Origin of the sequence: Rhodococcus sp. OK302, assembly GCF_002245895.1 — a bacterium.
In the GTDB taxonomy this organism is placed as follows: domain Bacteria; phylum Actinomycetota; class Actinomycetes; order Mycobacteriales; family Mycobacteriaceae; genus Rhodococcus_F.
In genome coordinates this window covers 2422687-2446112 of the sequence record NZ_NPJZ01000001.1, presented here as the reverse complement: position 1 = coordinate 2446112, position 23426 = coordinate 2422687, and the positions used below count along the sequence as shown (strand labels likewise).

Annotated in this window: 26 protein-coding genes; 2 read left to right on the top strand and 24 right to left on the bottom strand. The window is 61.8% G+C overall.

Going from position 1 to position 23426, the window contains the following annotated elements; translation table 11 throughout:
* Nucleotides 1–102 precede the first annotated feature (102 nt).
* The 8 genes from BDB13_RS11465 to BDB13_RS11430 all read right to left on the bottom strand — a co-directional run bounded on the left by BDB13_RS11465 (nucleotide 103) and on the right by BDB13_RS11430 (nucleotide 8811).
* Nucleotides 103–1716, bottom strand: coding sequence for an ABC transporter substrate-binding protein (locus BDB13_RS11465; RefSeq protein ID WP_094271751.1), 1614 nt, complete (start codon nucleotides 1714–1716; stop codon nucleotides 103–105).
* 118 nt (nucleotides 1717–1834) lie between these two features.
* Nucleotides 1835–2896 (bottom strand): DUF1214 domain-containing protein, encoded by a 1062-nt coding sequence (locus BDB13_RS11460; RefSeq protein WP_094271750.1) that lies wholly within the window; start codon nucleotides 2894–2896, stop codon nucleotides 1835–1837.
* 35 nt (nucleotides 2897–2931) lie between these two features.
* Nucleotides 2932–4077 (bottom strand): sulfotransferase family protein, encoded by a 1146-nt coding sequence (locus BDB13_RS11455; protein WP_094271749.1) that lies wholly within the window; start codon nucleotides 4075–4077, stop codon nucleotides 2932–2934.
* A 17-nt stretch (nucleotides 4078–4094) separates the two neighbouring features.
* Nucleotides 4095–4886, bottom strand: coding sequence for an SDR family oxidoreductase (locus BDB13_RS11450; protein ID WP_094271748.1), 792 nt, complete (start codon nucleotides 4884–4886; stop codon nucleotides 4095–4097).
* Nucleotides 4880–5239 carry a nuclear transport factor 2 family protein gene (locus BDB13_RS11445; RefSeq protein WP_094271747.1) on the bottom strand — a complete coding sequence of 120 codons (360 nt, stop codon included), beginning with the start codon at nucleotides 5237–5239 and terminating at the stop codon, nucleotides 4880–4882. The genes BDB13_RS11450 and BDB13_RS11445 overlap by 7 nt, the downstream gene beginning before the upstream one ends.
* 25 nt (nucleotides 5240–5264) lie before the next feature.
* On the bottom strand, nucleotides 5265–7166 hold the full coding sequence (gene cysN / locus BDB13_RS11440) for a sulfate adenylyltransferase subunit CysN (RefSeq protein ID WP_094271746.1): 1902 nt from the start codon (nucleotides 7164–7166) through the stop codon (nucleotides 5265–5267).
* Nucleotides 7166–8071, bottom strand: coding sequence for a sulfate adenylyltransferase subunit CysD (gene cysD / locus BDB13_RS11435; RefSeq protein WP_094271745.1), 906 nt, complete (start codon nucleotides 8069–8071; stop codon nucleotides 7166–7168). The genes cysN and cysD overlap by 1 nt, the downstream gene beginning before the upstream one ends.
* A complete protein-coding gene (locus BDB13_RS11430; RefSeq protein ID WP_094271744.1) occupies nucleotides 8068–8811 on the bottom strand; it encodes a 3'(2'),5'-bisphosphate nucleotidase CysQ in 744 nt (247 codons plus the stop codon). The genes cysD and BDB13_RS11430 overlap by 4 nt, the downstream gene beginning before the upstream one ends.
* 289 nt (nucleotides 8812–9100) lie before the next feature.
* Between BDB13_RS11430 and BDB13_RS11425 the strand changes: the two genes are divergently transcribed.
* Nucleotides 9101–9712: a TetR/AcrR family transcriptional regulator gene (locus tag BDB13_RS11425; RefSeq protein WP_094274851.1), complete on the top strand. Its 612-nt coding sequence runs from the start codon at nucleotides 9101–9103 to the stop codon at nucleotides 9710–9712.
* Nucleotides 9713–9725: 13 nt separating this feature from the next.
* Here the strand turns inward: BDB13_RS11425 and BDB13_RS11420 are convergent, their stop codons facing one another.
* The 11 genes from BDB13_RS11420 to BDB13_RS11370 all read right to left on the bottom strand — a co-directional run bounded on the left by BDB13_RS11420 (nucleotide 9726) and on the right by BDB13_RS11370 (nucleotide 18219).
* Nucleotides 9726–10007: a metal-sensitive transcriptional regulator gene (locus BDB13_RS11420; RefSeq protein WP_094271743.1), complete on the bottom strand. Its 282-nt coding sequence runs from the start codon at nucleotides 10005–10007 to the stop codon at nucleotides 9726–9728.
* A gap of 31 nt (nucleotides 10008–10038) precedes the next feature.
* Nucleotides 10039–10311 carry a hypothetical protein gene (locus tag BDB13_RS11415; protein ID WP_094271742.1) on the bottom strand — a complete coding sequence of 91 codons (273 nt, stop codon included), beginning with the start codon at nucleotides 10309–10311 and terminating at the stop codon, nucleotides 10039–10041.
* A complete protein-coding gene (locus tag BDB13_RS11410; protein ID WP_094271741.1) occupies nucleotides 10304–10801 on the bottom strand; it encodes a hypothetical protein in 498 nt (165 codons plus the stop codon). Before BDB13_RS11410 ends, BDB13_RS11415 begins: the two co-directional genes overlap by 8 nt.
* Nucleotides 10794–11231, bottom strand: a complete 438-nt coding sequence (locus BDB13_RS11405) for a hypothetical protein (RefSeq protein WP_094271740.1) — start codon at nucleotides 11229–11231, stop codon at nucleotides 10794–10796. Before BDB13_RS11405 ends, BDB13_RS11410 begins: the two co-directional genes overlap by 8 nt.
* 31 nt (nucleotides 11232–11262) lie before the next feature.
* The gene (locus BDB13_RS11400) at nucleotides 11263–11889 is read right to left on the bottom strand and encodes a hypothetical protein (protein ID WP_094271739.1); all 627 of its coding nucleotides are present in this window, start codon (nucleotides 11887–11889) and stop codon (nucleotides 11263–11265) included.
* Nucleotides 11890–11940: 51 nt separating this feature from the next.
* Nucleotides 11941–12915, bottom strand: a complete 975-nt coding sequence (gene hemB, locus BDB13_RS11395) for a porphobilinogen synthase (protein WP_094271738.1) — start codon at nucleotides 12913–12915, stop codon at nucleotides 11941–11943.
* Between the two features lie 81 nt (nucleotides 12916–12996).
* Complete coding sequence (locus BDB13_RS11390; protein ID WP_094271737.1) at nucleotides 12997–14559, bottom strand: uroporphyrinogen-III synthase; 1563 nt, start codon at nucleotides 14557–14559, stop codon at nucleotides 12997–12999.
* A gap of 60 nt (nucleotides 14560–14619) precedes the next feature.
* Nucleotides 14620–15576, bottom strand: coding sequence for a hydroxymethylbilane synthase (hemC, locus tag BDB13_RS11385; protein ID WP_094271736.1), 957 nt, complete (start codon nucleotides 15574–15576; stop codon nucleotides 14620–14622).
* Nucleotides 15573–16931, bottom strand: a complete 1359-nt coding sequence (locus BDB13_RS11380) for a glutamyl-tRNA reductase (RefSeq protein WP_094271735.1) — start codon at nucleotides 16929–16931, stop codon at nucleotides 15573–15575. The genes hemC and BDB13_RS11380 overlap by 4 nt, the downstream gene beginning before the upstream one ends.
* A complete protein-coding gene (locus BDB13_RS11375) occupies nucleotides 16928–17818 on the bottom strand; it encodes a redox-sensing transcriptional repressor Rex (protein WP_094271734.1) in 891 nt (296 codons plus the stop codon). The genes BDB13_RS11380 and BDB13_RS11375 overlap by 4 nt, the downstream gene beginning before the upstream one ends.
* A gap of 140 nt (nucleotides 17819–17958) precedes the next feature.
* Nucleotides 17959–18219, bottom strand: a complete 261-nt coding sequence (locus tag BDB13_RS11370; RefSeq protein ID WP_094274850.1) for a glutaredoxin family protein — start codon at nucleotides 18217–18219, stop codon at nucleotides 17959–17961.
* 201 nt (nucleotides 18220–18420) lie between these two features.
* On the opposite strand from BDB13_RS11370, the gene BDB13_RS11365 reads away from it, so the two are divergent.
* On the top strand, nucleotides 18421–19416 hold the full coding sequence (locus tag BDB13_RS11365; protein ID WP_094274849.1) for an HAD family hydrolase: 996 nt from the start codon (nucleotides 18421–18423) through the stop codon (nucleotides 19414–19416).
* Between the two features lie 43 nt (nucleotides 19417–19459).
* Here the strand turns inward: BDB13_RS11365 and BDB13_RS11360 are convergent, their stop codons facing one another.
* From BDB13_RS11360 to proC, 5 genes are all read right to left on the bottom strand, one after another.
* The gene (locus BDB13_RS11360; RefSeq protein ID WP_094271733.1) at nucleotides 19460–20494 is read right to left on the bottom strand and encodes a lysophospholipid acyltransferase family protein; all 1035 of its coding nucleotides are present in this window, start codon (nucleotides 20492–20494) and stop codon (nucleotides 19460–19462) included.
* On the bottom strand, nucleotides 20491–21639 hold the full coding sequence (locus tag BDB13_RS11355) for an NAD-dependent epimerase/dehydratase family protein (protein ID WP_094271732.1): 1149 nt from the start codon (nucleotides 21637–21639) through the stop codon (nucleotides 20491–20493). Before BDB13_RS11355 ends, BDB13_RS11360 begins: the two co-directional genes overlap by 4 nt.
* A gap of 257 nt (nucleotides 21640–21896) precedes the next feature.
* The gene (locus BDB13_RS11350) at nucleotides 21897–21998 is read right to left on the bottom strand and encodes a 30S ribosomal protein bS22 (protein ID WP_003402602.1); all 102 of its coding nucleotides are present in this window, start codon (nucleotides 21996–21998) and stop codon (nucleotides 21897–21899) included.
* 244 nt (nucleotides 21999–22242) lie between these two features.
* Nucleotides 22243–22479 carry a helix-turn-helix domain-containing protein gene (locus tag BDB13_RS11345; protein ID WP_094271731.1) on the bottom strand — a complete coding sequence of 79 codons (237 nt, stop codon included), beginning with the start codon at nucleotides 22477–22479 and terminating at the stop codon, nucleotides 22243–22245.
* A gap of 126 nt (nucleotides 22480–22605) precedes the next feature.
* Nucleotides 22606–23421: a pyrroline-5-carboxylate reductase gene (gene proC, locus BDB13_RS11340; protein ID WP_094271730.1), complete on the bottom strand. Its 816-nt coding sequence runs from the start codon at nucleotides 23419–23421 to the stop codon at nucleotides 22606–22608.
* Between the last annotated feature and the right edge of the window lie 5 nt (nucleotides 23422–23426).

Here is a 23426-nt window from a genome sequence, read left to right as displayed (position 1 = left end):
CGGTATTACATCCACGACCGTATTGTCTTGCAGTACAGAACAAAACACCTCGTCCTGATGGCCGGGACGAAGGGATTCCGCCCCGGCCGTCCCCGCGGCAGATCAGTTCGGCGAGATCCAAGCCTCGTCGAAGAACATGATGTCCGTGATATTGCGCTTGACGCCGTGAATGTTTTCATCCCACGCGGTCAATACCGAAGCCGGACCCCAGATCGCATAAGGCACAGTCACATTGGCATATTTCTGCACTTTGCTGATTGCGTCACTGACAGCATCGTCAGTCGGTGCGGTCTGGACCGCTGTGATCAGGGTGTCCATCTCCGGGTCAGCGAACCCGGAAGGATTGTTCTTCGAATCGCTGGCCATGCTGTTGTACAAATTCATGTAGGGCGCTTCTTCCCCGACCGGCGCGCCACCGCGGGTCATATCGAAATCATGATCTTTGTACACCCGCCGGACCAGGTCCGTCACGTCGGTTGCGTAGTCGATAGCCACGTCGAAGCCGATTGCGTTCAGCGACGCTTGCACGGCCAACGCGGTGGCCTGTTGGTTGGGTTCGGACGTTGCGAGGTAGCGGAGTTTGCCGTCGTACCCCTCGGCTTTCGCTTGATCGAGCAGAGTTTTCGCCTTCTCCGGATCGAAGGGAATGCCTTCGGTGTTGCTGTACCAACGCGACGACTCCGGGACCAGTTCGGAACTGGCGGTACCTAACCCGTTGTTCGCACGAGTATTGATCGCTTCCGGGTCTACCCCGTAGGCGATCGCCTGTCGAACGCGAACATCAGCACCCGGCCTGCCGGCTCGGTTGTTGATCGTGCCGATTCCGTTCTGACCGGTAGGACTGAGGTAGCCGGAGTATCCGTCGGCGAGAACCTGCTTGATGACGCCTTCGTCACGGAGGATGTATGTCATGTCGATCTGGCCGCTCTCGAGCGACTCGTATTGGGACTGGGCACCCGAGGTGGGAACGAACCGCACTGTGTCCAACGGAGGCTTACCACCCTGATAGTCCTTGCGCGCAGCGAGTACCAACTCCTCGTGCGGCGCGAACTTGGCCAAGGTGAACGGACCCGCCCCGATCGGGGTGAACGTTCCGCCCGCCTCTGAACTTCGTGCGACGATCATTCCGGGGCCCATCGACAACAACGCCGGGAACTGCTTCCACGGCCGTTTGAGCACGAAGTCGACAGTGGTTGCGTTCGGAGTATCGACTCGCTCGACGATATTCAGCCAGGACTGCGACACGTCGCCCTTGCCGGCCACGAATCTGTCGATGCTCCACTTCACGGCTTCAGCATCGAGATTGCTGCCATCGCTGAAGGTCAGACCTTCCGGCAACGTCACCGTAAATACCGTGAAGTCGTCATTGCTCGTCAGCGTCTTCACAAGCTGGGGCACGAAGCTCTCGGTTGCCGAGTTGCTGCGTATGAGCGTGTCGTAGATTGCAGCCATTTCGGTTCCGCCAGTTGAGCCGGCGGTTTGAGTTTTGGTTGGATCCAGCACTGCCGGGAATGAATACGACCCGAAGGTGAGACTGCCTCCGTCGATCGGTGCTCCGGCATCCGGTGCGCCCACGAAGCCCGCCACGCTACTACCGGCGAGGGAGTCTGCGGCTGGGGCGTCACCACTACTCGAGGCACAGCCTGTCAACAACATTGCACCGGAAATTGCGAGTGCCATCAGGCTGGTGCCGGATCGAATTATCTTGGTGTGCATGCGATTCCCCTGCTGAGACGGGCCGGTGAACTTTTCCGCCCAACAAGGCGACGTACTACGCGGCCGATACGACCGCGTAGTACGACTGTTCACACAAGACCGGGTGAGACTGCCGGCTTTAGAGCTTGACTACCTTCGCGGTCGGGATCGGGTGCGAGTCCGCCTTGATCCAGCGCATCGCCCAAGTCCCCTCCGCGTGGGAATCGGTGTTGATCCAGTTTCCGTAGCCCGGATCCTTCGCCGCCACAACGATTGTCATGGTTCCGTCGTCGTTCAGCTTCGCGGTGTGGTTGTTGATGTAGATGTTCGTCCGGTTGTAGTCGAGCGACTCCACCCAGAAGTTCTGCAGCACGAAGTTGAAGTACTCGCAGTTCGGAATCTCGGTCTCGATGACCCACGCCTCGTCCTCGGCGAGCTTCCAATACCCGTGGAAGTAGAAGATCGTCGGGTCGCCGCCCGCGTTCTGGAAGTAATCCTGTCCCCAGTCGAAGATCTCGTTGGTGTGCGGCTGGAACTTGCGGGACCACTCGAGGAACGTCTCCGCCATACCCTTCACGATCCCGACCGACTTGCTCAGACGCTCGCCGATCTCCTCCGGGCTAAGCGGTACGAACTCCCCCTCGGGGTTCAGGCACTCGATAGTCAGCTCACCGATAACCTCGTTGCGACGGTCCTTGTGAGTCTTCCGGACGGAGATGAGGTTGCTGTCGGGTGCCAACGGCAGCCAGGCACCCTCCGCGGGCTTGTCCACGCTCGCAATGAATTCGAAACGGCCGTTCTCGTCGACCTCGAGGTCGTGAATATGCAGGTCACCGGTCTGCAGCATGGTGCCGTCGATGTGGTACCGATTGACACGCGAACCGAAGGTGATCAGCGGGACAGTGCCCCGAGTTCCGATGATCCGGTAGCTGAACTTGCCGGAGATGTTGGCGCGCATGTAGACGTTGTCCGGGTTGTCGGCACCGATCTTCGTCATCATGTTGGGGTTGGGTGCCGACGAGAACTGCGGCCACCGCGGATCGGTGTACTCGACGCAGTTGATCGTTCCGTACCGGAGCAACCGACTCAAGTAGCGGACGCCCTCGGCCTGGGTCAGCGGATCCTGAGGGACGATCTCGTCCTCCAGGACCTTTCCGACGTCGAGCAACTCTGCGCAGAACTTTTCCCAAGTAGCGTTCATCTGAATCTCCTTGTTCTAGTTGATATTTCGAGCATCTAGATGGTGGCGGCGAACTTTGCTTCAACGTCGGCGGCCGTTACACCGAAGTCCTCGAGCGAATACTGGTGCGACGGACGACGATGGTCGGCGAGGCTGGCCTGATGCGACACCTCCACGGCGGCGCGAGCCTCGTCTGTGAACGGCAGTGAGAACTGCGAATAGATCTTCGAGGTCGTACCGACCGCGTCGGCGAGGAAGTCTTTGAAGTCAACGTCGATGAACTGTTCGGGGTTGTATCGGGCACGCGCACTGTTGAAGTTCGCGTTACCGCGCGCCCACAGGTCGAGTTGGGTGCGTCCGATGGTCGGGCGGTCGAACGCCTTCGACATATCGTGCCCACCCTGCTCCGCAAGGCTGAAGGTGGACGCCATCGACGTCTGCGGATCGCGGAAGGTGCGAACGAACAACGCATCCGGGTAGACGTTCATGATTTCGTCGATCGCGAAGACATGGCTAGGACTCTTGAGGACCCACCGCCGATCCTGGTCATTCAGCCCGATCAGCTGCAGGTTCTTCTTGTGCCGCGCGTACGTTTCGGTCCAGTCCTGCTTCTCCAGCCACTGCGAGTAACTCGGTACGTAGGCGACGGTTTCGAATGCGGTCGAGAGCATCGTCTGCTGCAGCAGACGCCAACATTCCTCAACCTCCTCGGCACCCATGAAATGCACCTTCATCAAGTCGGCCTCGTTGCGCTGGCGGGCTCGGTAGAAGGCATCGGAGCGAACGTAGTCTTCATTCTCCGACCACTTGTCGCGATCGGGGCGTGGCTGCGGCGTCTCGGCGAGCCACATCTCGGCGCCCTGATGCGCCGGGTCCGCACCGAGCAACCGGTGGAGCGCAGTGCTGCCGGTCCGCGTCAACCCGACCACGAAGATCGGACGCTCGATCGGAACGTCGACGTGCTCGGGGTATTTCGCGAAGCCGGCTTCGCTGGTCAGGCGCCCCGCGAGCGCTCCGGTGATCATCTTGCGAGCGATCACCTTCCCCTGGGGCGTGAGGTCGGCCTCCTGCTCGAACGACTCGAGCAGGACCCCAAGCCCTTCGAGGTAGCCGTCACTGCCGAAGTCGTCGTACCCGGCCGCCTCGCGCGCGGCCTGGTGCAGGTCCTCAATGGAACCAATCCCGTCGTAATCGTGTGTCATCGATCAGTCCTTCTAGTTCAGTGGTGGGTGTGGCCGCAGTTGACGTCGAGACACTGCCCGGCGATGGCTCTGGCCGAGTCGGACAGGAGAAAAACGACAGCATTGGCGATGTCGTCCGGCTCCGGTAACCGGCGTAGATCGGTGCCGGCTGCGATCTCGTCGTAGATGACCTTGGGGTCGACTCCGTCGGCCGCCGCCTTCTTGTCGAAGAAGTTCTTGACCGAATCCGCCCAGATATAGCCGGGGGCAACCGAGTTGACTCGAATCCCCTTGGGACCGAGATCGATCGACAGACTGCGCGCCATTGCCAGAAGTCCGGCTTTCATAATCCGGTACGCCCCGAACCCGGGAAGCTGATTGCGCAGCACCATGGACGTGACCATCACGATGGACCCCTGTGACGCAGTCAGTGCCGGCACCAATGCGCGGGTGACGTTGAGCGCCGCAAGCAGGTTGATGTCGATCCCCGACTGGATGGACGCCAAGTCCGCATCCAGGAGCGGGACCTGTGCCGGTTGAACAAAGGCATTGTTCACCAGGCAGTCCACGGCCCCGAACTCGTCGAGTGCCGTCTGCGCCAACGCCTCAATCGAATCGACGTCGGTGAGATCGGTGGGAACTGCCAGCGCGATTCCGCCGCGATCACGGATCTCCGTTGCCACTGATTCCAAGCGCTCCCGCGTGCGGGCAGCCAGGACGACGCTCGCCCCGGCCGCCGCGCTCTGCAGGGCAATCGAACGCCCCAGCGCCGGCCCCACTCCCGAGACCACAACAACCTTGCCGGCCAGCAGGCCCGAAGTGCTCAACACAGGGCCTGCGGATCGAGAACCACACTCAGAGAAACGATCTTGCAGTTCTCGTCGAACTCGAAGAGATCCGTGGTCGCAAAATCCGCCATACCCGCGCGTTGCACCCGCAACTGCATCGCTGCATACTTTCCCGTCACCGTGATCGGACCGAGGAGACTCACAGTGAAGTCGACCTGAGCGTTCGCCGTATCGAAGGCTCGAATTTCGTCGATCCCGCTGTATGTCTTGACGCCCAGAGGTTCGTGTTGAAGAGCCTCGTCCGCAAACAACGCAACCAGTTTGTCGACGTCATGGTTTCCGAGGTGATTGACGTAATCTTCGACAGCAGAGACGATTTCAGATCGATTTGGCACAGCTACTCCTCATGTTTCTTTCGTGTCAGGAAATGATTCCGCGGGTGCGGAGGTGTTCGATGACAGCAGCACCGGCGACGGCCGGAGACGTTGTTGCCGTCTCGATCCGAAGGTCCGGGTTCTGCGGCGGCTCGTAAGGCGAATCGATGCCGGTGAAGTTGCTGAGCTCACCGCGTCGGGCCTTCTTGTACAAGCCCTTCGGGTCACGCTGCTCTGCGACGGAAATGTCGGTGTCGACGTAGATCTCGGAGAACTGTTCCGGACCGATCAATTCTCGCGCAGCCTGCCGTTCAGCGTCGAACGGCGAGATGAAGGAGACGAGAACGATCAGGCCGGCGTCGGCCATCAACCGGGCGACTTCGGTGACGCGGCGGATGTTCTCGACACGATCAGCCTCGGTGAACCCGAGATCCCGATTGAGACGATGACGAACGTTGTCGCCGTCAAGGAGATAAGTATGGGCACCGAGGGCGTGCAGTCGACGCTCCACATCGTTTGCGATCGTCGACTTTCCCGATCCCGAGAGTCCGGTGAACCACAGAACCGCCGGCTTGTGTCCCTTGAGTCGGGTGTGGGCATTGGCATCCACATCGACTGCCTGCCAATGGATGTTGTCCGACCGACGCAAGGAATGCTTGATCAGCCCGGCACCGACCGTGCCGTTGGTGAGGCGGTCGATGAGGATGAAGCCACCCATGTCACGGTTGTCCGTGTACGGGTCGAACGGCACGGCGCGGTCGAAACTGATGTTGCAGACACCGATTTCGTTGAGCGCCAGTGTGGTGGTGGCGTTCTTGTCGAGTGTGTTGACGTTGATCTTGTACTTCGGCTTGGTGATACGTGCCTGAACGGTGATGCTGCCGATCTGGCAGAGATACGGCCGTTCGGGCAGCATCTCGTCTTCACCCATCCAGACGATGTGCGCTTCGAACTGATCGGAGACTGCCGGCGGAACGTCCGCGACTGCGAGAACGTCACCTCGGCTGATGTCGATCTCGTCGTTGAGGGTGATCGTGACGGATTGCCCGGCACCCGCCTCGGCGAGGTCACCGCCCATGGTGACGATGCGAGCCACTGTCGACGATTTCCCACTGGGCAGTACCCGTACCGAGTCGCCGGGTTGCACTGTCCCGGAGACGATCTGGCCGGAGAATCCGCGGAAGTCGAGATCCGGTCGGTTGACCCACTGCACCGGCATCCGGAACGGACTCCGCTGGGTGGAGTCGTCGATATCGACGCTCTCGAGGTGCTCGATCAGACTGGGACCCGTGTACCAGGGCGTGAGAGCACTGCGTTCCGTGAGATTGTCACCCTTGTACGCCGACATCGGAATGGCAACGAACCCGTCGAGTCCGATCTCGGAAGCGAAGGACGTGTAGTCCGCCACGATAGTGTCGAACACCTCCTGCGAGTAGTCGACGAGATCGAGCTTGTTGACCGCGAGCACTACGTGCTTGATGCCGAGCAACGACACGAGATAAGAGTGTCGGCGGGTCTGCGTCAGGATTCCCTTGCGCGAGTCGACAAGGATCACGGCGAGATCAGCTGTCGAAGCACCGGTCACCATATTGCGGGTGTACTGCTCGTGCCCCGGTGTGTCCGCGACAACGAACTTACGACGTTCGGTCGTGAAGTAGCGATAGGCGACATCGATGGTGATGCCCTGCTCACGTTCGGCTGCGAGACCGTCGACAAGGAGCGCGAAATCGAGCCCTTCGCCCTGTGTGCCACTCTTGCGCGAATCCGCTTCGAGAGCCGAAAGTTGGTCGTCGAAAACAAGTTTCGACTCGTAGAGCAAGCGGCCAATCAGGGTGCTCTTGCCGTCGTCGACGCTGCCACAGGTAATGAAGCGCAGCATGCTCTTGTTGGCGTGCCGTTCGAGGTAAGCCTCGATGTCGTCGGCGATCAGATCCGAGGAAACGGTCATCAGAAGTACCCCTCTTGCTTCTTCTTCTCCATCGACGCGCTGGAATCGTGGTCGATGACCCGTCCCTGGCGTTCGGAAGTGGTGGTGAGCAACATTTCCGAGATGATCTCGGTCAAGCTGGTGGCAGTCGATTCGACGGCACCGGTCAGCGGGTAGCACCCGAGGGTTCGGAAACGAACGCTCTTGAGTTCCGGTGTTTCTCCGGGCAGCAACGGCATCCGGTCGTCGTCGACCATGATCAGCGCGCCGTCACGTTCGACGACGGGACGCTTGGCGGCAAAGTACAGCGGGACGATCGGAATCTGTTCCTGGCGAATGTATTCCCACACATCCAACTCGGTCCAGTTCGACAGCGGGAACACGCGCAGGCTCTCCCCCGGCGATTTGCGGACGTTGTACATCCGCCACAGTTCCGGTCGCTGCTGCTTCGGATCCCAGCGGTGCGCGGCCGACCGGATCGAGAAGATCCGTTCCTTGGCCCGGGATTTTTCCTCGTCGCGGCGGGCGCCGCCGAATGCGGCGTCGAACTTGTAGTGATCGAGAGCCTGCTTGAGGCCCTCGGTCTTCCACATGTCGGTGTGGACGGCACTGCCGTGGGTGAAGGGGTTGATTCCCTTCTCCACACATTCCGGATTGGTGTGCACGAGGAGATCGAGGTCCGCTGAGGCTGCGGTCTCGTCGCGAAGGTCGTACATTTCGCGGAACTTCCACGTCGTGTCGACGTGGAGCAACGGAAACGGGAGCTTCGACGGGTAGAAGGCCTTACGCGCCAGATGCAGCATCACGGCGGAGTCCTTACCCACCGAATACAGCATTACCGGGTTCTCACTCTGCGCCACAGCTTCACGCATGATGTGAATACTCTCGGCTTCGAGCCGTTCGAGATGGGTCAGTGTAACGGTCATCGTCCCAATTCCTCCAGTGCTGTGGCGGCGAGTTCGGGCCGGCAGATCAGCAGATCAGGCAACCACGGATTCTCTTGGTTGTAGCGCAGCTCGCTGCCGTCGATACGTGAAACATGCAGTCCGGCAGCGCGTGCGACAGCAACAGGTGCCGCCGAATCCCACTCGTACTGACCGCCGGCGTGAGCGTAGACATCTGCGTCCCCGCACACCACCGCCATGGCCTTGGCTCCGGCGGAGCCCATCTCGATCAACTGAGCATCCATCGACTCGGCCATCCGCATGACCGGTTCCGGACGCCGCGTCCGCGACACCACGACTCGAACCGGCGATGCCGAGCTGTGTCCACCGCCGTCGTCGGCACTCGAGTAGGTGATCCCGAGAGCCGGCATCGCGACGGCTCCTACTGTGAGAGAACCTTTTTCGACCAGTGCGACATGGACAGCCCAATCGGTTCGGCCGGCTTCGCCGTACTCGCGGGTGCCGTCGAGCGGGTCGACGATCCACACGCGGTCGGCACTCAGACGTGCAGTGTCGTCGGCGCCCTCTTCGGAGAGGACCGCATCATCAGGAAAGCGTCGGGCAAGTTCGGCGACGATGAACTCGTGGCTGAGCTGATCCGCAGCGTCTTTGAACTCCGCGGGGTTCGTGTCAGCGCCGAGAGCTTTCCGATGTTCGAGCAAGAGCACACCGGCCGCAGTCGCGACGTCGCTGGCCGCCTGCTCGTCCGTGGTTCGTGTCATTCGTACTCCACAACTGTGTAGACCTCCCACGCTTTTCGCGCCGGGGAGGAACTAAATGTCTGCGATCGGGCCGGTAGCCCGAATCTGTAGACCAGCGAGGGGTTCGGTCTGCCGAAGCACCTCGACTGTGGCCTGAACCACACAGTAGCAGGAGAATGAACGATGTTCATTCTATTTCGAACAATGTTCTTTCTGTGATGTGTATTACTTTATGAATCCTTGCCTACTCGAGAACGAACAGCGTTCATCCCCAATTGAGGTTGGGAGCAGTCCCGGCTACGGTGATCGAATGAGCAGTACCAGCAGTAACTCGATCTACGGCGACGCCGAAGTACGTCGACGCCGAACACTGGACGCGGCGATCTCACTCCTGGACGAAGGCGGGTACTCGGCACTGACCATCCGCGCCGTCGCGAAACGCGCCGGGACAAGCACCGGATTGATCTATCAGTACTTCGTCGACAAGCAGGACATTTTTGCGGCGCTGCTCAGCGAAAGCCAACTCGAGATGGCCGATTTCGTGAACTCGCTCCCCCGCGACCAAGGGCTGACGGCGCTACTGGCTTCGATGATTCCGGAATTTGCACGGCACTGGGCCAGGGTGGGTCGACTCACCACCACCTGGCGCGATATCGAGGGCATGGCCGGATCCGAGAGGGAGAGCATGCTCGAACTTCATGCCTCCGTGGCGGTCTACAACGCGGCGCTGATTCGCGCCCTCACCGAAGCTGCCGCAGCCGAGGGACGTTCCCTGCTGGACGACCCCGCGCTGATCCACGTCGTACTCTCCGGGCTCAAAGGCCTGGCGGACACCATCGTCAACAACATCGCCAAGGAACTCTCCCCGGAGCACCTGGTGAACGTCTCGGCCCGCGCACTCGCGCGGGCCATCACAGCATAAATCGAACCATTGCTCAGGATTTTACGAGACGCGCGATTGCGGCCTGAGCTTCCTTGATCTTGACGTCCGCTTCGGGACCGCCCTGCTTGGCAGCTTCGACGACGCATCCAGCCAGGTGGGCGTCGAGAAGTTTCAGGGACACGGACTGCAATGCACTGGTGGCGGCAGATACCTGGGTGAGGACATCGATGCAGTACCGGTCGTCTGCGACCATGCGCGAGATACCGGCAACCTGACCTTCGATACGACGAAGACGTTTGAGCAGGTCTTCCTGCTCCGGGCTGTAACTACTCATACCGCAAGCATACCCCCTACCCGTATCCGGGTTATGAAGTTGCGACGGATGCCATACGTAGCCGTCGAATCACATCGATCATCATCAGGCCCGCCAGCAGAACCGACAATCCTGCACCCGAAATCCACAGACCGTCGTAGTGGGTTCCCTCGAACGGCGGCGCACCCTCGATCAGCGGAGCGAAGGTCGAGGTGGTTCGGCCGGCATTCCAGCACATCACCGCCAGAGCCAGAGCTGCCACAGCGCCGACGACACCTAGCCATGTCTTCGCTCCCGCGTTGACCCCACCGCGTCGCTCACTCATCGTTCGCGCTTTCCTTTTCAGCGCCCATCACCTGATTCAAGGCCTCACGCAATGCCTCGTCATCCTTGGCCCAGGCCCGAACCAAACCACCCGTTGTCAGGCGTAGGCCGATGCCGTGTCGCCGCCGCGGTACACCCGACAATTCGCCGAGTGCCCGCGCGGTCTCCCACGGTTCCATGTCTTCTTCGTAGGCGGCGTCATCCGATTCGGGAAACACCTCGGCGATTTCGCGGAGCGGTACCTCCTCGGTGCCTTGGCGCAGCGTCGTGGTGGTCAATTGGACGCTGGCATGCCGACGCGCTGCAATCACCTGCACGTACACCAACCCCGTCAGGATCACCGCGAACATCGCCAACCCGAACCAGTGCACAACAGGACCGGTGAACAGTTCGATGATCAGCGCAATCACGCAGAAAATCGGGCCGAATGCGATGGCAACCATCCGTGAACCCGGCTCGTAGAAGAGGACCTCCGGCGAATCTTCAACCATGGGCAAACCAACTCCGAGTCGAATCACGATAGATCGACACACCGGCACCGACCAGCATGACGGGAACGACGAGCGCCAGCAGCGTACTGATGCCGGCAACCACCAAAGCGATCTGCAGTACCGCGAACACACCTGAGTAAATGACAAGAATTCGGCGACACAGACTCCGGCCCATCCGCGTCGGAGCGGCCAGACCGCCGATAATCAGTCCGCTGAGCAGCAGCACCACACCGAAGACGCGCACAAAAGTGACATAGGTATCGATATTGCCGGGAGAAATGCCCTGACCGGAGAACTGTTCTCGCAGTGAGTACGAGGCGCTCGACAGATTGATCAAGCCGAACAGGATCAGCAGGAATGCACTCGCGATCCACAACCAGAAGGCCGCGTCGACCGTAGTCGGCGGCCGGACTTTGCTCGACGCTCTCACAGCACCACGCCTGCGCTATCCGCCACCGTGGTCACCGCGCTTGCGGGGGAAATCTGAGGAAATACGGATTCGAGTCCTTGCGATGCATCATCACAATCGCAAAAACCGCGGCAACTGCTTGCAGGATCTGTGCGCCACCGAGCAGAAGCGTCGTACCGCCGCCCACGCCGAGCCCCAAAATCACCGGAACTGCGGAGACCACCATGAAGACTCCGCCGAACGTCAACAGCATGCGTGCCCAGTTCTTGCCACGACTCATCGATCGCACGACCAGCAGGAACAAGGCCGTGAATATCAGGATCATGACTGCTGCCATCACAACGGCCATCGGAAAGACGTTCTCGATGTCGGCACGCGTCAGGCCCGCGTCAACTGCAGCGGGGTTGCGGATCATCTCGTCGACAAACGTGGACTTCTGACCGAGCATCATCGCGATCATCGCGCCGCCCTGCACCACACCCAGCACGGTCACCGCCCACCACAACTGAATCGCAGTCACCACGTCGGTCGGCGGTTCGGCCTTTTTTCCCGACGAATACGGCGACGGATTGGTCGGCATCGGACCCAGGGGGTGGAACTGGTTTTGGTACTGCTGGTTTTGGTACTGCTCGTTGTCGTACGGGGGTTCCTGGCGAGGAGGCGGCCACTGCTCGGTCATGAAGACAGCGTATCCGTCGGAGCAGCCATACTCACCAATGCTCGCGTCACTTCACAACCAGCCGGCAACTTCAGCAGCCCAATAGGTGAGCACAACATCTGCTCCGGCCCGCCTGATACTGGTCAACGATTCGAGAATTGCCGCGTCCCGGTCGATCCAGCCGTTCTGCGCTGCCGCCGTGATCATCGAGTACTCCCCCGAGATCTGGTACGCAGAGACCGGAACCGGCGAGCGGTCGGCAGTCTCACGCAGGATGTCGAGGTAGGACATGGCAGGCTTCACCATCACCATGTCAGCGCCTTCGGCGATATCGAGATCGACTTCGCGCATCGACTCACGACGGTTGGCCGCGTCCTGCTGGTACGTACGCCGGTCACCTTCCAACGAGGATCCGACAGCTTCACGGAAGGGTCCGTAGAACGCCGACGCGTACTTCGCCGCGTAGGCCAACTGTCCGACCTCGGAGTAGCCGGAGGCATCGAGCGCCCCGCGGATGGCTGCTACCTGGCCGTCCATCATTCCACTCGGACCGAGGAGGTGAGCCCCTGAATCTGCTTGCGCGAGAGCCATTTCGATGTATCGAATCAGAGTCGCATCATTGTCGACGACACCGCTGGGCGTCAGAACTCCGCAGTGACCGTGATCGGTGAACTCGTCCAGGCACGTGTCGGCCATGATGACCGTCGAATCACCGAGTTCGTCTGCGAGAGCGCGTAATCCGAGGTTAAGAATGCCGTCGGGGTCGGAGGCTCCGGACCCCTGCGGATCCTTGTCTTCAGGTTTGGGAACACCGAACAACATCAATCCGCCGACGCCGGCTGCAACGGCCTCGGTAGCCGCGACGCGTAGTGAATCGAGCGTGTGCTGATAAACGCCTGGCATGGAACTGATCTCGTGGGGGGCGCTGATCCCGTCCGCGACGAACATCGGCAACACGAGATGCCGGGGCTCGAGCGTGGTCTCCGCTACCAATCGCCGAAGCGCCGGAGTGCGCCGGAGTCGGCGAGGACGATGGGTCGGAAACACGGGAGGCCCTCCTACGTCGGAACTGCTGTGCGCCTTTATCAACCGCGGGCGGGTGATAAAGGCGCACAGCAGAGGGAAAAACTAGCGCCTACGAGACTTCTTACGCGGGGGCGGCAATGCACCCTCGGCGCGAAGTCGAGCAGCGTGCTCCGCAAGTGCCTCGACCAGCGGGCCGACCTGCGAGGTTTCGGGCTGCACGTCGACGCGCAGCCCGAACTCGATGGCAGTCTCGGCAGTCTTCGGTCCGATGCACGCAACCAGAGTGCGAGCGTGCGGCTTTCCTGCAATGCCGACGAGGTTACGAACCGTCGAGGACGAGGTGAAGCAGACGGCGTCGAATCCGCCGGTCTTGATCATCTCGCGGGTCTCGGCGGCCGGCGGCGCTGCGCGCACGGTGCGGTAGGCGGTGACGTCGTCGATTTCCCAACCGCGTTCGCGCAGGCCCTCGGCGAGGGTTTCGGTCGCGATGTCGGCACGGGGCAACAGAACTCGGTTGACCGGGTCGAAAACGTCGTCGTAAGGCGCGAATTCGGCCAGCAGACCTTCGCTGGACTGATCACCCTTGGGCACCAGTTCGGGGTTGATGCCGAACGAGCGAACCTTGGCTGCGGTGGCCTCACCGATGCAGGCGATCTTCACACCCGAGAATGCGCGGGCATCGAGACCGAATTCTTCGAACTTCTCCCACACTGCGCGAACAGCATTGGTGGAAGTGAAGACGACCCACTGGTAGCGACCGTCGACGAGGCCCTTGACGGAGCGCTCCATCTGAGCGGGGCTACGCGGCGGTTCGACGGCGATGGTCGGAACCTCGATCGGGATGGCGCCGTGGGTGACCAGACGCTCACTCATTTCGCCGGCCTGATCCTTGGTACGCGGCACGAGGACGGTCCAGCCGTACAGTGCGCGCGATTCCCACCAGGACATCTTGTTGCGCTGGCTGACTACCTTGCCGACGGTCACGATGAGCGAGCCGACGAGTTCGGAGCCGGCTTCGTTGAGCGTCGCCAACGTTGCTTCGACGGTGCGCTGCTGACGCGTGGTGCCGCGCACGGTGATAGCGGCGGGCGTCTGCGGTGCCATGCCGTTTTCCACCAGAGCACTTGCCGTCTCGGCGAGGTGTCCGGAGGTAGCGTGCAGAACCAACGGTCCCGGCGCTGCGGCCAGGGCAGCCCAGTCGACCTCGCCGCGGACGTCGGCTTCGGTGTGACCCGAACCCAGTGCCATACCGGCGTAGCTCGGCACCGCAGAACCGGAAGGCAGTCCGGGTAGGACCTCGAACTGGACCTGGGTGCGGGCTACGGCGGTGACCTCGGCGATCACGGAATCCGTGGTGAGCGGATCACCCGAAACGAGACGGACCACGTCGTGGCCGTTCTTCGCTTCGTGCACAAGAGTTTTGGCAACCTCGGCCGGCTCCCCGAGAGCGGGGCGCACGTCGGCGATCAGTTCACCGGTTTCTTCGTCCCGACCCATGTCGATGCCCACAAGAGCGACAACGCCCTTGTCCACATCAGGATCGGTGAACGCCAAAGCTGCGCCGGTGAGGACGTCGCGGGCGCGAACGGTGAGCAGGGCGGGGTCGCCCGGTCCCGATCCCACGAACAGGATCCGTCCGGGAGTGTTCTTTCGGACTCGGGTCATCGGTGATTCTCCAGTGCGCTGTATCGAAATGGGAACTTGGTGCAAGTGCAATTGGTTGTGTCAAACATCGGCGGCCTCGCCTGTGGTCACGATCATCAACTCTCGGGCGCCGAGTTCGAGTAACTCACGCGCCACCGCTCGGCCGAGTTCCTCGGCCTTGTCCGGTGCACCGACGGCACCGGTACGGATGACGTCCGAACCGTCGAGTGCGGCTGCGCAGCCGCGGATCGACAGTTCGTCGAAAATGTTGCCGTCTTCGTCGATCGATTCGACGATTTCGGCGATTGCCCCGACGGGCGCTGTGCATCCCGCTTCGAGTTCTGCGAGCAGTGACCGCTCGGCGGTCACCGCAGCCCGAGTACTCGCGTCGTCGAGCTGCGCGAGTATCGCCACCAATTCTTCATTGGCGGAGAGGCATTCGACTGCCAGCGCGCCCTGCGCGGGCGCGGGCAGCATCTGAACCGGTTCGATGTTCTCGGTGATGAGATCGAGCAGACCGATCCGGGACAGTCCGGCGCGCGCGAGAATCACGGCGTCGAGTTCACCGGATTCGACCTTGCCCAACCGGCGCTGCAGGTTTCCACGCAACGGCACGATGTCGAGTCCGAGGCCGAGTGCACGCAACTGCGAAACTCGTCGCGGCGCAGACGTTCCGACCTTGGAGCCGACAGGCAATTCACCGAGGACCAGTCCGTCACGGGCCACCAGCGCGTCACGAGGATCTTCGCGAACCGGGATCGCCGCGATCACGAAGCGGGAATCCTGAGCGGTCGGAAGGTCCTTGTACGAATGCACGGCAACGTCGACGCGATTGTCCGCCAAAGCTTCTCGGAGCTCGGCGGTGAAGACACCGACGCCGATGGTCTGCACCGGATCGGTGGACTGATCACCCTTGGTCTTGATGATGACAAGCTCTGCCGGATGCCCGGCCGCGATCAGTGCGTCGCGCACGGTTCCGGCCTGGGTGGTGGCGAGAAGACTTCCGCGAGTACCGATCCGCAAGATATTACTGCTCATGCCTGCGGTTCCTTTCCGAAGCGTTCGTCCACCAGATCGGTGGGCGTGGCAACTGCAGCCGGCGATCCGGGGCTGAGCTCGAAGAGCTCGCGGAGCGCTGCTGCATACGAGTCGCCGCCTGGCGCGGACGCCAGTTGTTTGACGCGCACTGTGGGCGCGTGCAGCAGTTTGTCCACGACGCGGCGCACGGTGCGTGCTACCTCGTCTCGTTGCGGATCGTCGAGGCCGGGCAGACGCGAGTCGAGTCGCATCAGTTCGGCTTCGACGACGTCGGCGGCGCGCTGTCGCAGCGCGGTGACAGTCGGGGTGACCTCGGCGAGTCGCTGACCGGTCAGGTAGGTGGCCAGTTCACCGGCAACGATGGTGCGGGCGGCCTCGGCGTCGGATGCTGCGGCACCGGCGGCCGGATCACGTTGCAGCGCTTCCATATCGAGCACCGTGACGCCGGGAAGACCGGCGACGGCCGGGTCGATGTCACGGGGCAGGCCCAGGTCGCAGATCACGAGATGCTTGGTGGTGTCGCGGCCCGGATGAGCAAGCGCCCGGTGAGCGTCGGCGAGAGTGATGACGGCTCCGACTGCCCCGGTACAGGTCACCAGAACGTCGGCCTGCGCCATTGCGGACGAAAGCTCTTCGAAGGCAACACCTTCTGCGACGACGCCGTTTGATCGCGCCGTGTCTGCAAGATGCTCGGCACGCTCGCGGGTGCGGTTGACGACGATGATGCGGTCGATACCGGCGCGGGTCAGATGAGCGACCGAAAGTCCGCCCATTGCTCCGGCACCGACGACTACCGCGGTGCGTCCCGCCAACCCGCCGTCACCGATGATTCCGGCGGCACGGTCGAGCGCCACCGACACCACTGATGCTCCGGCAGAGTCGATTCCGGTTTCGGTGTGGACTCGCTTGCCGACGCGCAGTGCCTGCTGCGCCAACTCGTGAATGACCCGCCCGGCGGCGTGCTGTGCGTCGGAAGACGCGTAAGCAGTGCGGATCTGACCGATGATCTGCTGCTCGCCGATCACCATCGAGTCGAGTCCACTGGCGACGGCGAAGAGATGCTCGACGGCCGCTTCGCTGTAGCGCACGTAGGCATGCATGTGCAGAGCCGTGAGATCCAAGCCCGAGTGGTCGGACAGAATTTCGCCAACCTCTGCGAGTGCACCGTGGAACGCGTCCACAACTGCGTAGACCTCCACCCGGTTGCAGGTGGAGACGATCATCGCCTCGGTGATGTGTGACGACGCCAGAAGCTTGTCGATCAGCTTCGGACGATCGGTGTCGGTTACAGCCACTCGCTCGAGAACCGGCACGGGTGCGGTTTGATGCGAGACCCCGACAAGCAGAACACTCACGGCGCGATCACTGATCCGTTTCTGGTCGAACCTGCCCCGACGGGAGCGGGTGAACTTGTGGATGGGATAGACGAAGCGGATGCCGCATGTGCGACGCGTACTCGGGGCCCGTTGGACGCCTGATCTGCGTTGCGGGCGCTGTTGAAGGATAGGACCTGCATTTCGACGGCCAGGTCGACGCGGCGAAGTTCCACGTGGTCCGGTACGTCGAGGGCGATGGGCGAAAAGCTCATGATGCACCGAAGGCCGGCCTGGACGAACTGATCACAGACGTCTTGAGCGGCTTCGTCGGGAGTGGAGATGACACCGATGGTGGCTTTCAGTTCCCGGCACGCGGATTCGAGTTCGGTGGTGTCGCGAACGGTCAGCTCCCCCACCTGGGTTCCGACCCGGCCGGAGTCACTGTCGAACAATCCGACCATCTCGAAGCCGCGTCGACTGAATCCGCCGTATCCGACCAGGGCTTTGCCGAGGTTACCGACGCCCACGAGGACAACTTTGTGCCCGCGATCGAGCCCGAGAGCCCGCTCGATGCGGATGCGCAGCTTGGTGACGTCGTATCCGACTCCGCGAACACCGTTGGGACCGAGGAACGACAGATCCTTGCGCAACTTCGCTGATCCGACGCCTGATGCCTGCGCGAGTTCTTCACTGGAGACGATGGAGGTGCCGCGGTCTGACATCACTCCGAGGACCCGCAGGTACGCGGCCAACCGGGTCACCGTAGCCTGGGGGATGACGCGATCCTGTGTAGTAGCCGCGGAATCCGCACTGGCGGCACCGGCAGTAGTGACAGAAGTGCCCGCAGCGCCGGTGACGCGCTGAGCCAGCGGCTCATGCGTCTGGTGCGGTTCGGTCACGTCGTTGGCTCCTCGTCCGACCGACACAACTGTCGACCTCCACGATGCTCCGGGGGAATGTTCACACCACGGTAACCGCTTGTGAACCCATGCACAAAGTTGCTTGGAACGGGTTCGATGTGCCTTTAACCTGCAAAGCCATCGATTTCTTCCGATTGAGGGTTGCCTTACTTGCGTAAATCGTCTCGAAGGCGCTCTTCGTCGACTTCCCAGTAACCGTGCTCACGTCCGTCGAGAAGAATGACCGGCAATCGGTCGCCGTACTCGGCCCGCAATTCAGGGTCGCTCGCAGCAGCTTCGTCCACGTCGATGCACGTCACTTCAAGCTCGAACTCACTGCAGACCCTTCGCGCCGCCTCCGCCGCGCCGACGCAGGAGGCACATCCTGCGCGTGTCAACAGGGTCACAACATGTCTCTCGGCAGTCATCGAGTAAGTACCTTTCCGGGGCTGGATGCTCATCTACTTCTCCCCCGAGTCTGCCGTCTGCCTCCCCCTCGATACCAAATCGACGGAGAGGAAGGTCACACACTCGCCGCGCTCATCGCCATCCAACCCTTGGCGCCGCGATGTGGAGGATAGGCTGACTCGAAGAGTTTTCTGCTCAACGGTGCAACACAGGAGGTGCGGGTGCCTGCGCGATCACTACCGAACGGCTCCGGATTCGGATCGGGGCTGGCCGGGGTCATTCTCCCCGGGCGTCGCCGCGTCAAGAATCCGCTGGGCCCGAGCGAATCGGAAGTTCGAGCCAACCTCGCCGGCGAGGCCAGTGTGGATGCAGCGCTTGCGCTCACCGCGGCTGCCACCCCGGTCGAGCCCACCGCGGACGACGAGTCACCAGCGGTTCCCCGCGACCTCACCGCCGCAGCGTTCTTCGACGTCGACAACACCATGGTTCAGGGTGCGTCGATTGTTCACTTTGCGCGTGGCCTTCATGCCCGCAAGTACCTCAAGACGTCTGATCTCATGGATTTCGCCTGGAAACAGGTCAAATTCCGAGTCACCGGACGCGAAAGCAGTGACGACGTCGCCGAGGGCCGCGAGAAAGCTCTCTCGTTTGTCGCCGGTCGGTCCACTGCCGAACTCGCTCTCCTCGGTGAGGAGATCTACGACGAAGTAATCGCGGACAAGATCTGGCCGGGCACCCGGGCGCTGGCGCAGATGCATTTGGACGCCGGCCAGCAGGTCTGGCTGGTAACAGCTACCCCCGTCGAACTAGCGCAGGTCATTGCCGAGCGGTTGGGCCTGACCGGCGCTCTGGGCACCGTCGCCGAGAGCGAGGACGGTGTGTTCACCGGCCGTCTCGTCGGCGACATCCTGCACGGCATGGGTAAGGCGCACGCCGTCCGCACGCTGGCGGTTCGTGAGGGTCTCAATCTCAAACGATGCTCGGCGTATTCCGACAGCCACAACGACGTTCCGATGCTGTCTTTGGTCGGCACGCCTGTCGCGATCAATCCCGACGCCGATCTTCGCGAACTCGCGAAGAACCGTGGCTGGGAAGTGCGTGATTTCCGCACCGCTCGCAAAGCTGCCAAGATCGGCGTTCCCACAGCCCTGATTCTCGGGGCGATCGGCGGGGCACTCGCCGTCATCCTGGCGCGACGAAAAGAACAGAGCGCGTAAGTAGTCGAAGTCCGGATCGGCGACCGCCGATCCGGACTTCGCTTTAGCCGAGGAAGATGTTGCGCCGCTTGGCCAACAACCGGTAGAGCGTCTGCTGGATCGTCTCGCGTACGTGGTCGGTCACTTCGAAGAGAACCATCGGATCCTCTTCTGCTCCAGGGCCGTACGTGTCGGTGACGATCGGGGTTCCGAACTCGATGTGCCACTTCGACGGCAGCGGAACCAGGCCGAGCGGTCCCAGATGCGGGAACAACGGGGTGACCGGAAAATACGGTAATCCCAGCACCCTCGCGAGGGTCGTCAGGTCACCGATCTTGGGATAGATCTCTTCGGATCCGACAATCGAGCACGGAATGATCGGCGCTCCGGAGCGCATGGCAGCCGAGACGAAGCCGCCGCGTCCGAACCTCTGCAACTTGTACCGCTCACTGAACGGTTTACCGATCCCCTTGAATCCTTCGGGGAATACTGCCGCCACTTCGCCTTCGCTCAGTAGCCGCTCGGCATCCGGGTTACAGGCCAGGGTGTGCCCGGCCTTGCGTGCCAGACCACCGATCACCGGCATCTCGAATGCCATGTCCGCAGCCAACATTCGCAGCGGCCGGTGCGCCGGATGATGATCGTGCACGGCAACGGACGTCATCAATCCGTCGAGCGGGATCACACCCGCATGATTTGCAACCACCAGGGCGCCACCGGTGAGTGGGATGTTCTCGATGCCGCTCACCTCGACGCGGAACCACTTCTCGAACAGCGGCCTCAGCATCGGCATCACGATATTGTCCGCAAAATGCGGATCGAACCCGAACTCGTCGACCTCGTAGTCGCCGGCTACTCGACGCCGTAAGAACTCTGCCGCAGAAGCGATCTGATCGACCAAACCCGATCGTGCGGAATCTATGAAGGAGCCCTCGTCAGAAGGATTCGGAGGCAATGACGAACTGGACGGATGGCGACGCTCACTCTGCTCCCGCACCATTCGTTCGGTGCCGGTGACGGATTCACGTGATCGCGTACGCCCTGAATCGCTTCGACCGCCGTGCGGTCGCAGCGGAATTACCTTGGCCACGTCGCTCATCGCTCCACCACACCACTGCCGGCGTCCGGCATAGACAGGATGTCGGCGTTCTGCGATCCCGGGGAAGATACCGCGTTGCCGCCGACGATTGAAGTCAACGTCTGCTCGGCGCGATCGATCCAGCTGGAACCGATGATCCGCCGCGTCTGCGCGGCCCGGACGAAGTCGTCCAACGCCTGCATCGTCGTCCATCTGGGCGAGAAACCCATCTCGGTCCTCATTCGCGTGGTGTCGAGACCACAGCCGAATCGGAAGTATTCGAGTTGTTCGTCGGTATACAACCGCATCGACGAACCCACCAGCGCGCTGCCGACGCTACGGAACAGTGCCAGCGGCATGGGGACTTGGATGCGTCCGGCACGCCTGATCGCCTGCGACATCATCACGACGCCGTCAGCCGCAATGTTGTACGTCCCGGCGACCGACGAGACGGTAGCGCATTCGAGTGCGGCCAACGCGTCTTCCACGTGCAGTAACTGCAGTCTGGCGTCGCGCCCGACGATCGTCGGCACCACCGGCGCGCTCACGTAGTGTCCGACAGTCGCCGTGAGTTGGGGGCCGATCAGCGGAGCGAGCCGCAAAATTCCCACGTCGATGTCGGGCCGACGGCGTCCCATGCCTCGCAGATATCCCTCGATCTCGAGGCTGTCGCGTGCATATCCACCGGGCGGGCGACGACGCGCGCTCATCTCCTCGGTGAATTTGACCGGGTCTTTGGCGCTGCAGCCGTACACCACCGATGCGGATCGGAGCACGACCTTGCGGACGGTGGGAGCTTTCTGGCAGACCGCGAACAGCTGCATCGCTCCGATGACGTTCATGTCTTTCATCGCGGCGCGAGAGCCCGATTTGGGGGCCTTCTGGAGCGTCGACGCATGCACGACAGTGTCGACTTCGGCGCCGCGGACGACCTTGCCGATGAGGGGGTTGCGGATGTCGGCGCGCACAAATTCGGCGCGGCCCATGCGGCGGAGCATGTCCTTGCTCGGGCTAACCGAGTCGACGGCGATCACACGCTCGATTTCGGGATTCTGCGCCAGCCGTCGTACCAGGTAGCCGCCGAGGAATCGGCTTGCGCCCGTCACGAGAACAACCCGGGGAACAGCGCTGTTCGACTTCGTCCCATCGGCCGTTTTTTCGGCCATTTTGTCGCTTGTTGTTATGTCACGATCTACCACCAAGTACCCCCATATCCAGGACAAACACGCATTCCCGAAACACTTTCGCGACAAGTTGTCCTCACTTTACGGGCAGTCGAGGACTTGCGCTGATTACCCGCATCTCGCGCATTCAAGACATACCGTCCACCTAGTGAGACGGTTCCCGAAAAATCCCCCCAATACATCGATGCCCGCCACCCCGGAATGGGGTGACGGGCATCGATGCGTACTGCAAATACTGCTTATTTACCGAGTTTCCTGCGCTGCACTCGGGTACGACGAAGCAACTTGCGGTGCTTCTTCTTGGACATGCGCTTGCGACGCTTCTTGATCACTGAACCCATAGCGGGTGTCCCTCACGTTCTTCTATAGCGTTCCTGCGCACGCCGGTCACGTACGCCTGCGCCAAGCAACTGGCGCCTGGCCCTCGTTTTAACTAGCTCAGCGCCTTACGACACCAGCTTGCTGGTACGACAGTTGCTCATCGTACCGGTGTGGGGTCACCCGACATAAACCGAGCCTCCAGCACAGCTAGCGCTGTGCCCGTGACTCGGCCTACGCCGAGGTCATCCTCTTCGAACCGCCTGGTCAGCCGGCATCGAAGTACGAGGTTTCGAGATAGTCGTGTACCGCTTTCGCATGCACACGGAACGAGCGGCCCACTCGAACAGCAGGCAACTCGCCACTGTGCACCAATCGGTACACGGTCATTTTCGACACCCTCATCAAAGTTGCCACTTCGGCAACAGTGAGGAATTGTGTGCCGGCCACAGCCGACTTTCCGTCGTGGGACGAACCCATGGACGGCTTGTTTGCAGACACCATAAATCCACATACCTCCAGTACGACTCGCGCCGCCGGCTTCCCCTCCGGCGGAACAGACACGTACGTACTAACCCGAGCTTAGCTGTACTAGTGGGGTTAAAGCGACGGGTGTGGCGTAACGGGCGACTATTCGGTAGTCACACCCATAGCTGCGGAACGTGTCTTCGCGGCGTCGAGTGCCTCGAAGAACGCGGTTCGGAGACCCCCGGCCTCCAACTGCCGGACAGCAGCAGCCGTCGTACCACCGGGCGATGTGACGGCAGCGCGAAGCTCTGCGGCACTGTCCCCGGTGCGATCGAGCATCGCGGCCGAGCCGACCATGGTCTGGACAACCAATTCCGTCGCCACCGCGCGCGTCAGCCCGAGGCCGACACCGGCGTCGATCATCGCTTCGGCAACGAGGAAGAAGTAGGCGGGGCCGGAGCCCGACACTGCCGTCACAGCATCGATCTGAGATTCGGGAACCGTGACGACCTTGCCGACGCTACCCAGAATTCCGCGCACCAATTCCAGGTGCTCGGCTTTGACGTGGCGACCCGGCGCCAAGACGCTCACGCCCTCACCGACCAGCATCGGAGTGTTCGGCATGACACGAACCACGGGGAAACCTGCGGGCAGACGCGTTTCGTAGAATCCGGTCGAGATTCCCGCCGCGAGCGAAACGATCAACTGCTCGAGGTCACCGTCGAGATCGACCTTGGCGAGCTCGGTCAGTGCCGACTCGACGTCGTTCGGCTTGACCGCGACGACGATGACGTCGGCGCCTTCCGCGGCATCAGCGATGGTGCTGACCCGGACGGAGTACTCGGCAATCAATTCTTCTACACGCGGCTGATACTGCTCGGCGACAACCAGATCCCTGATCGCGTGGCCGGCCTGCAAGAGCCCGGAGATCAGCGCCTCGCCGATCTTGCCACCACCGATAATCGCAATTCTTGTCATGGTCG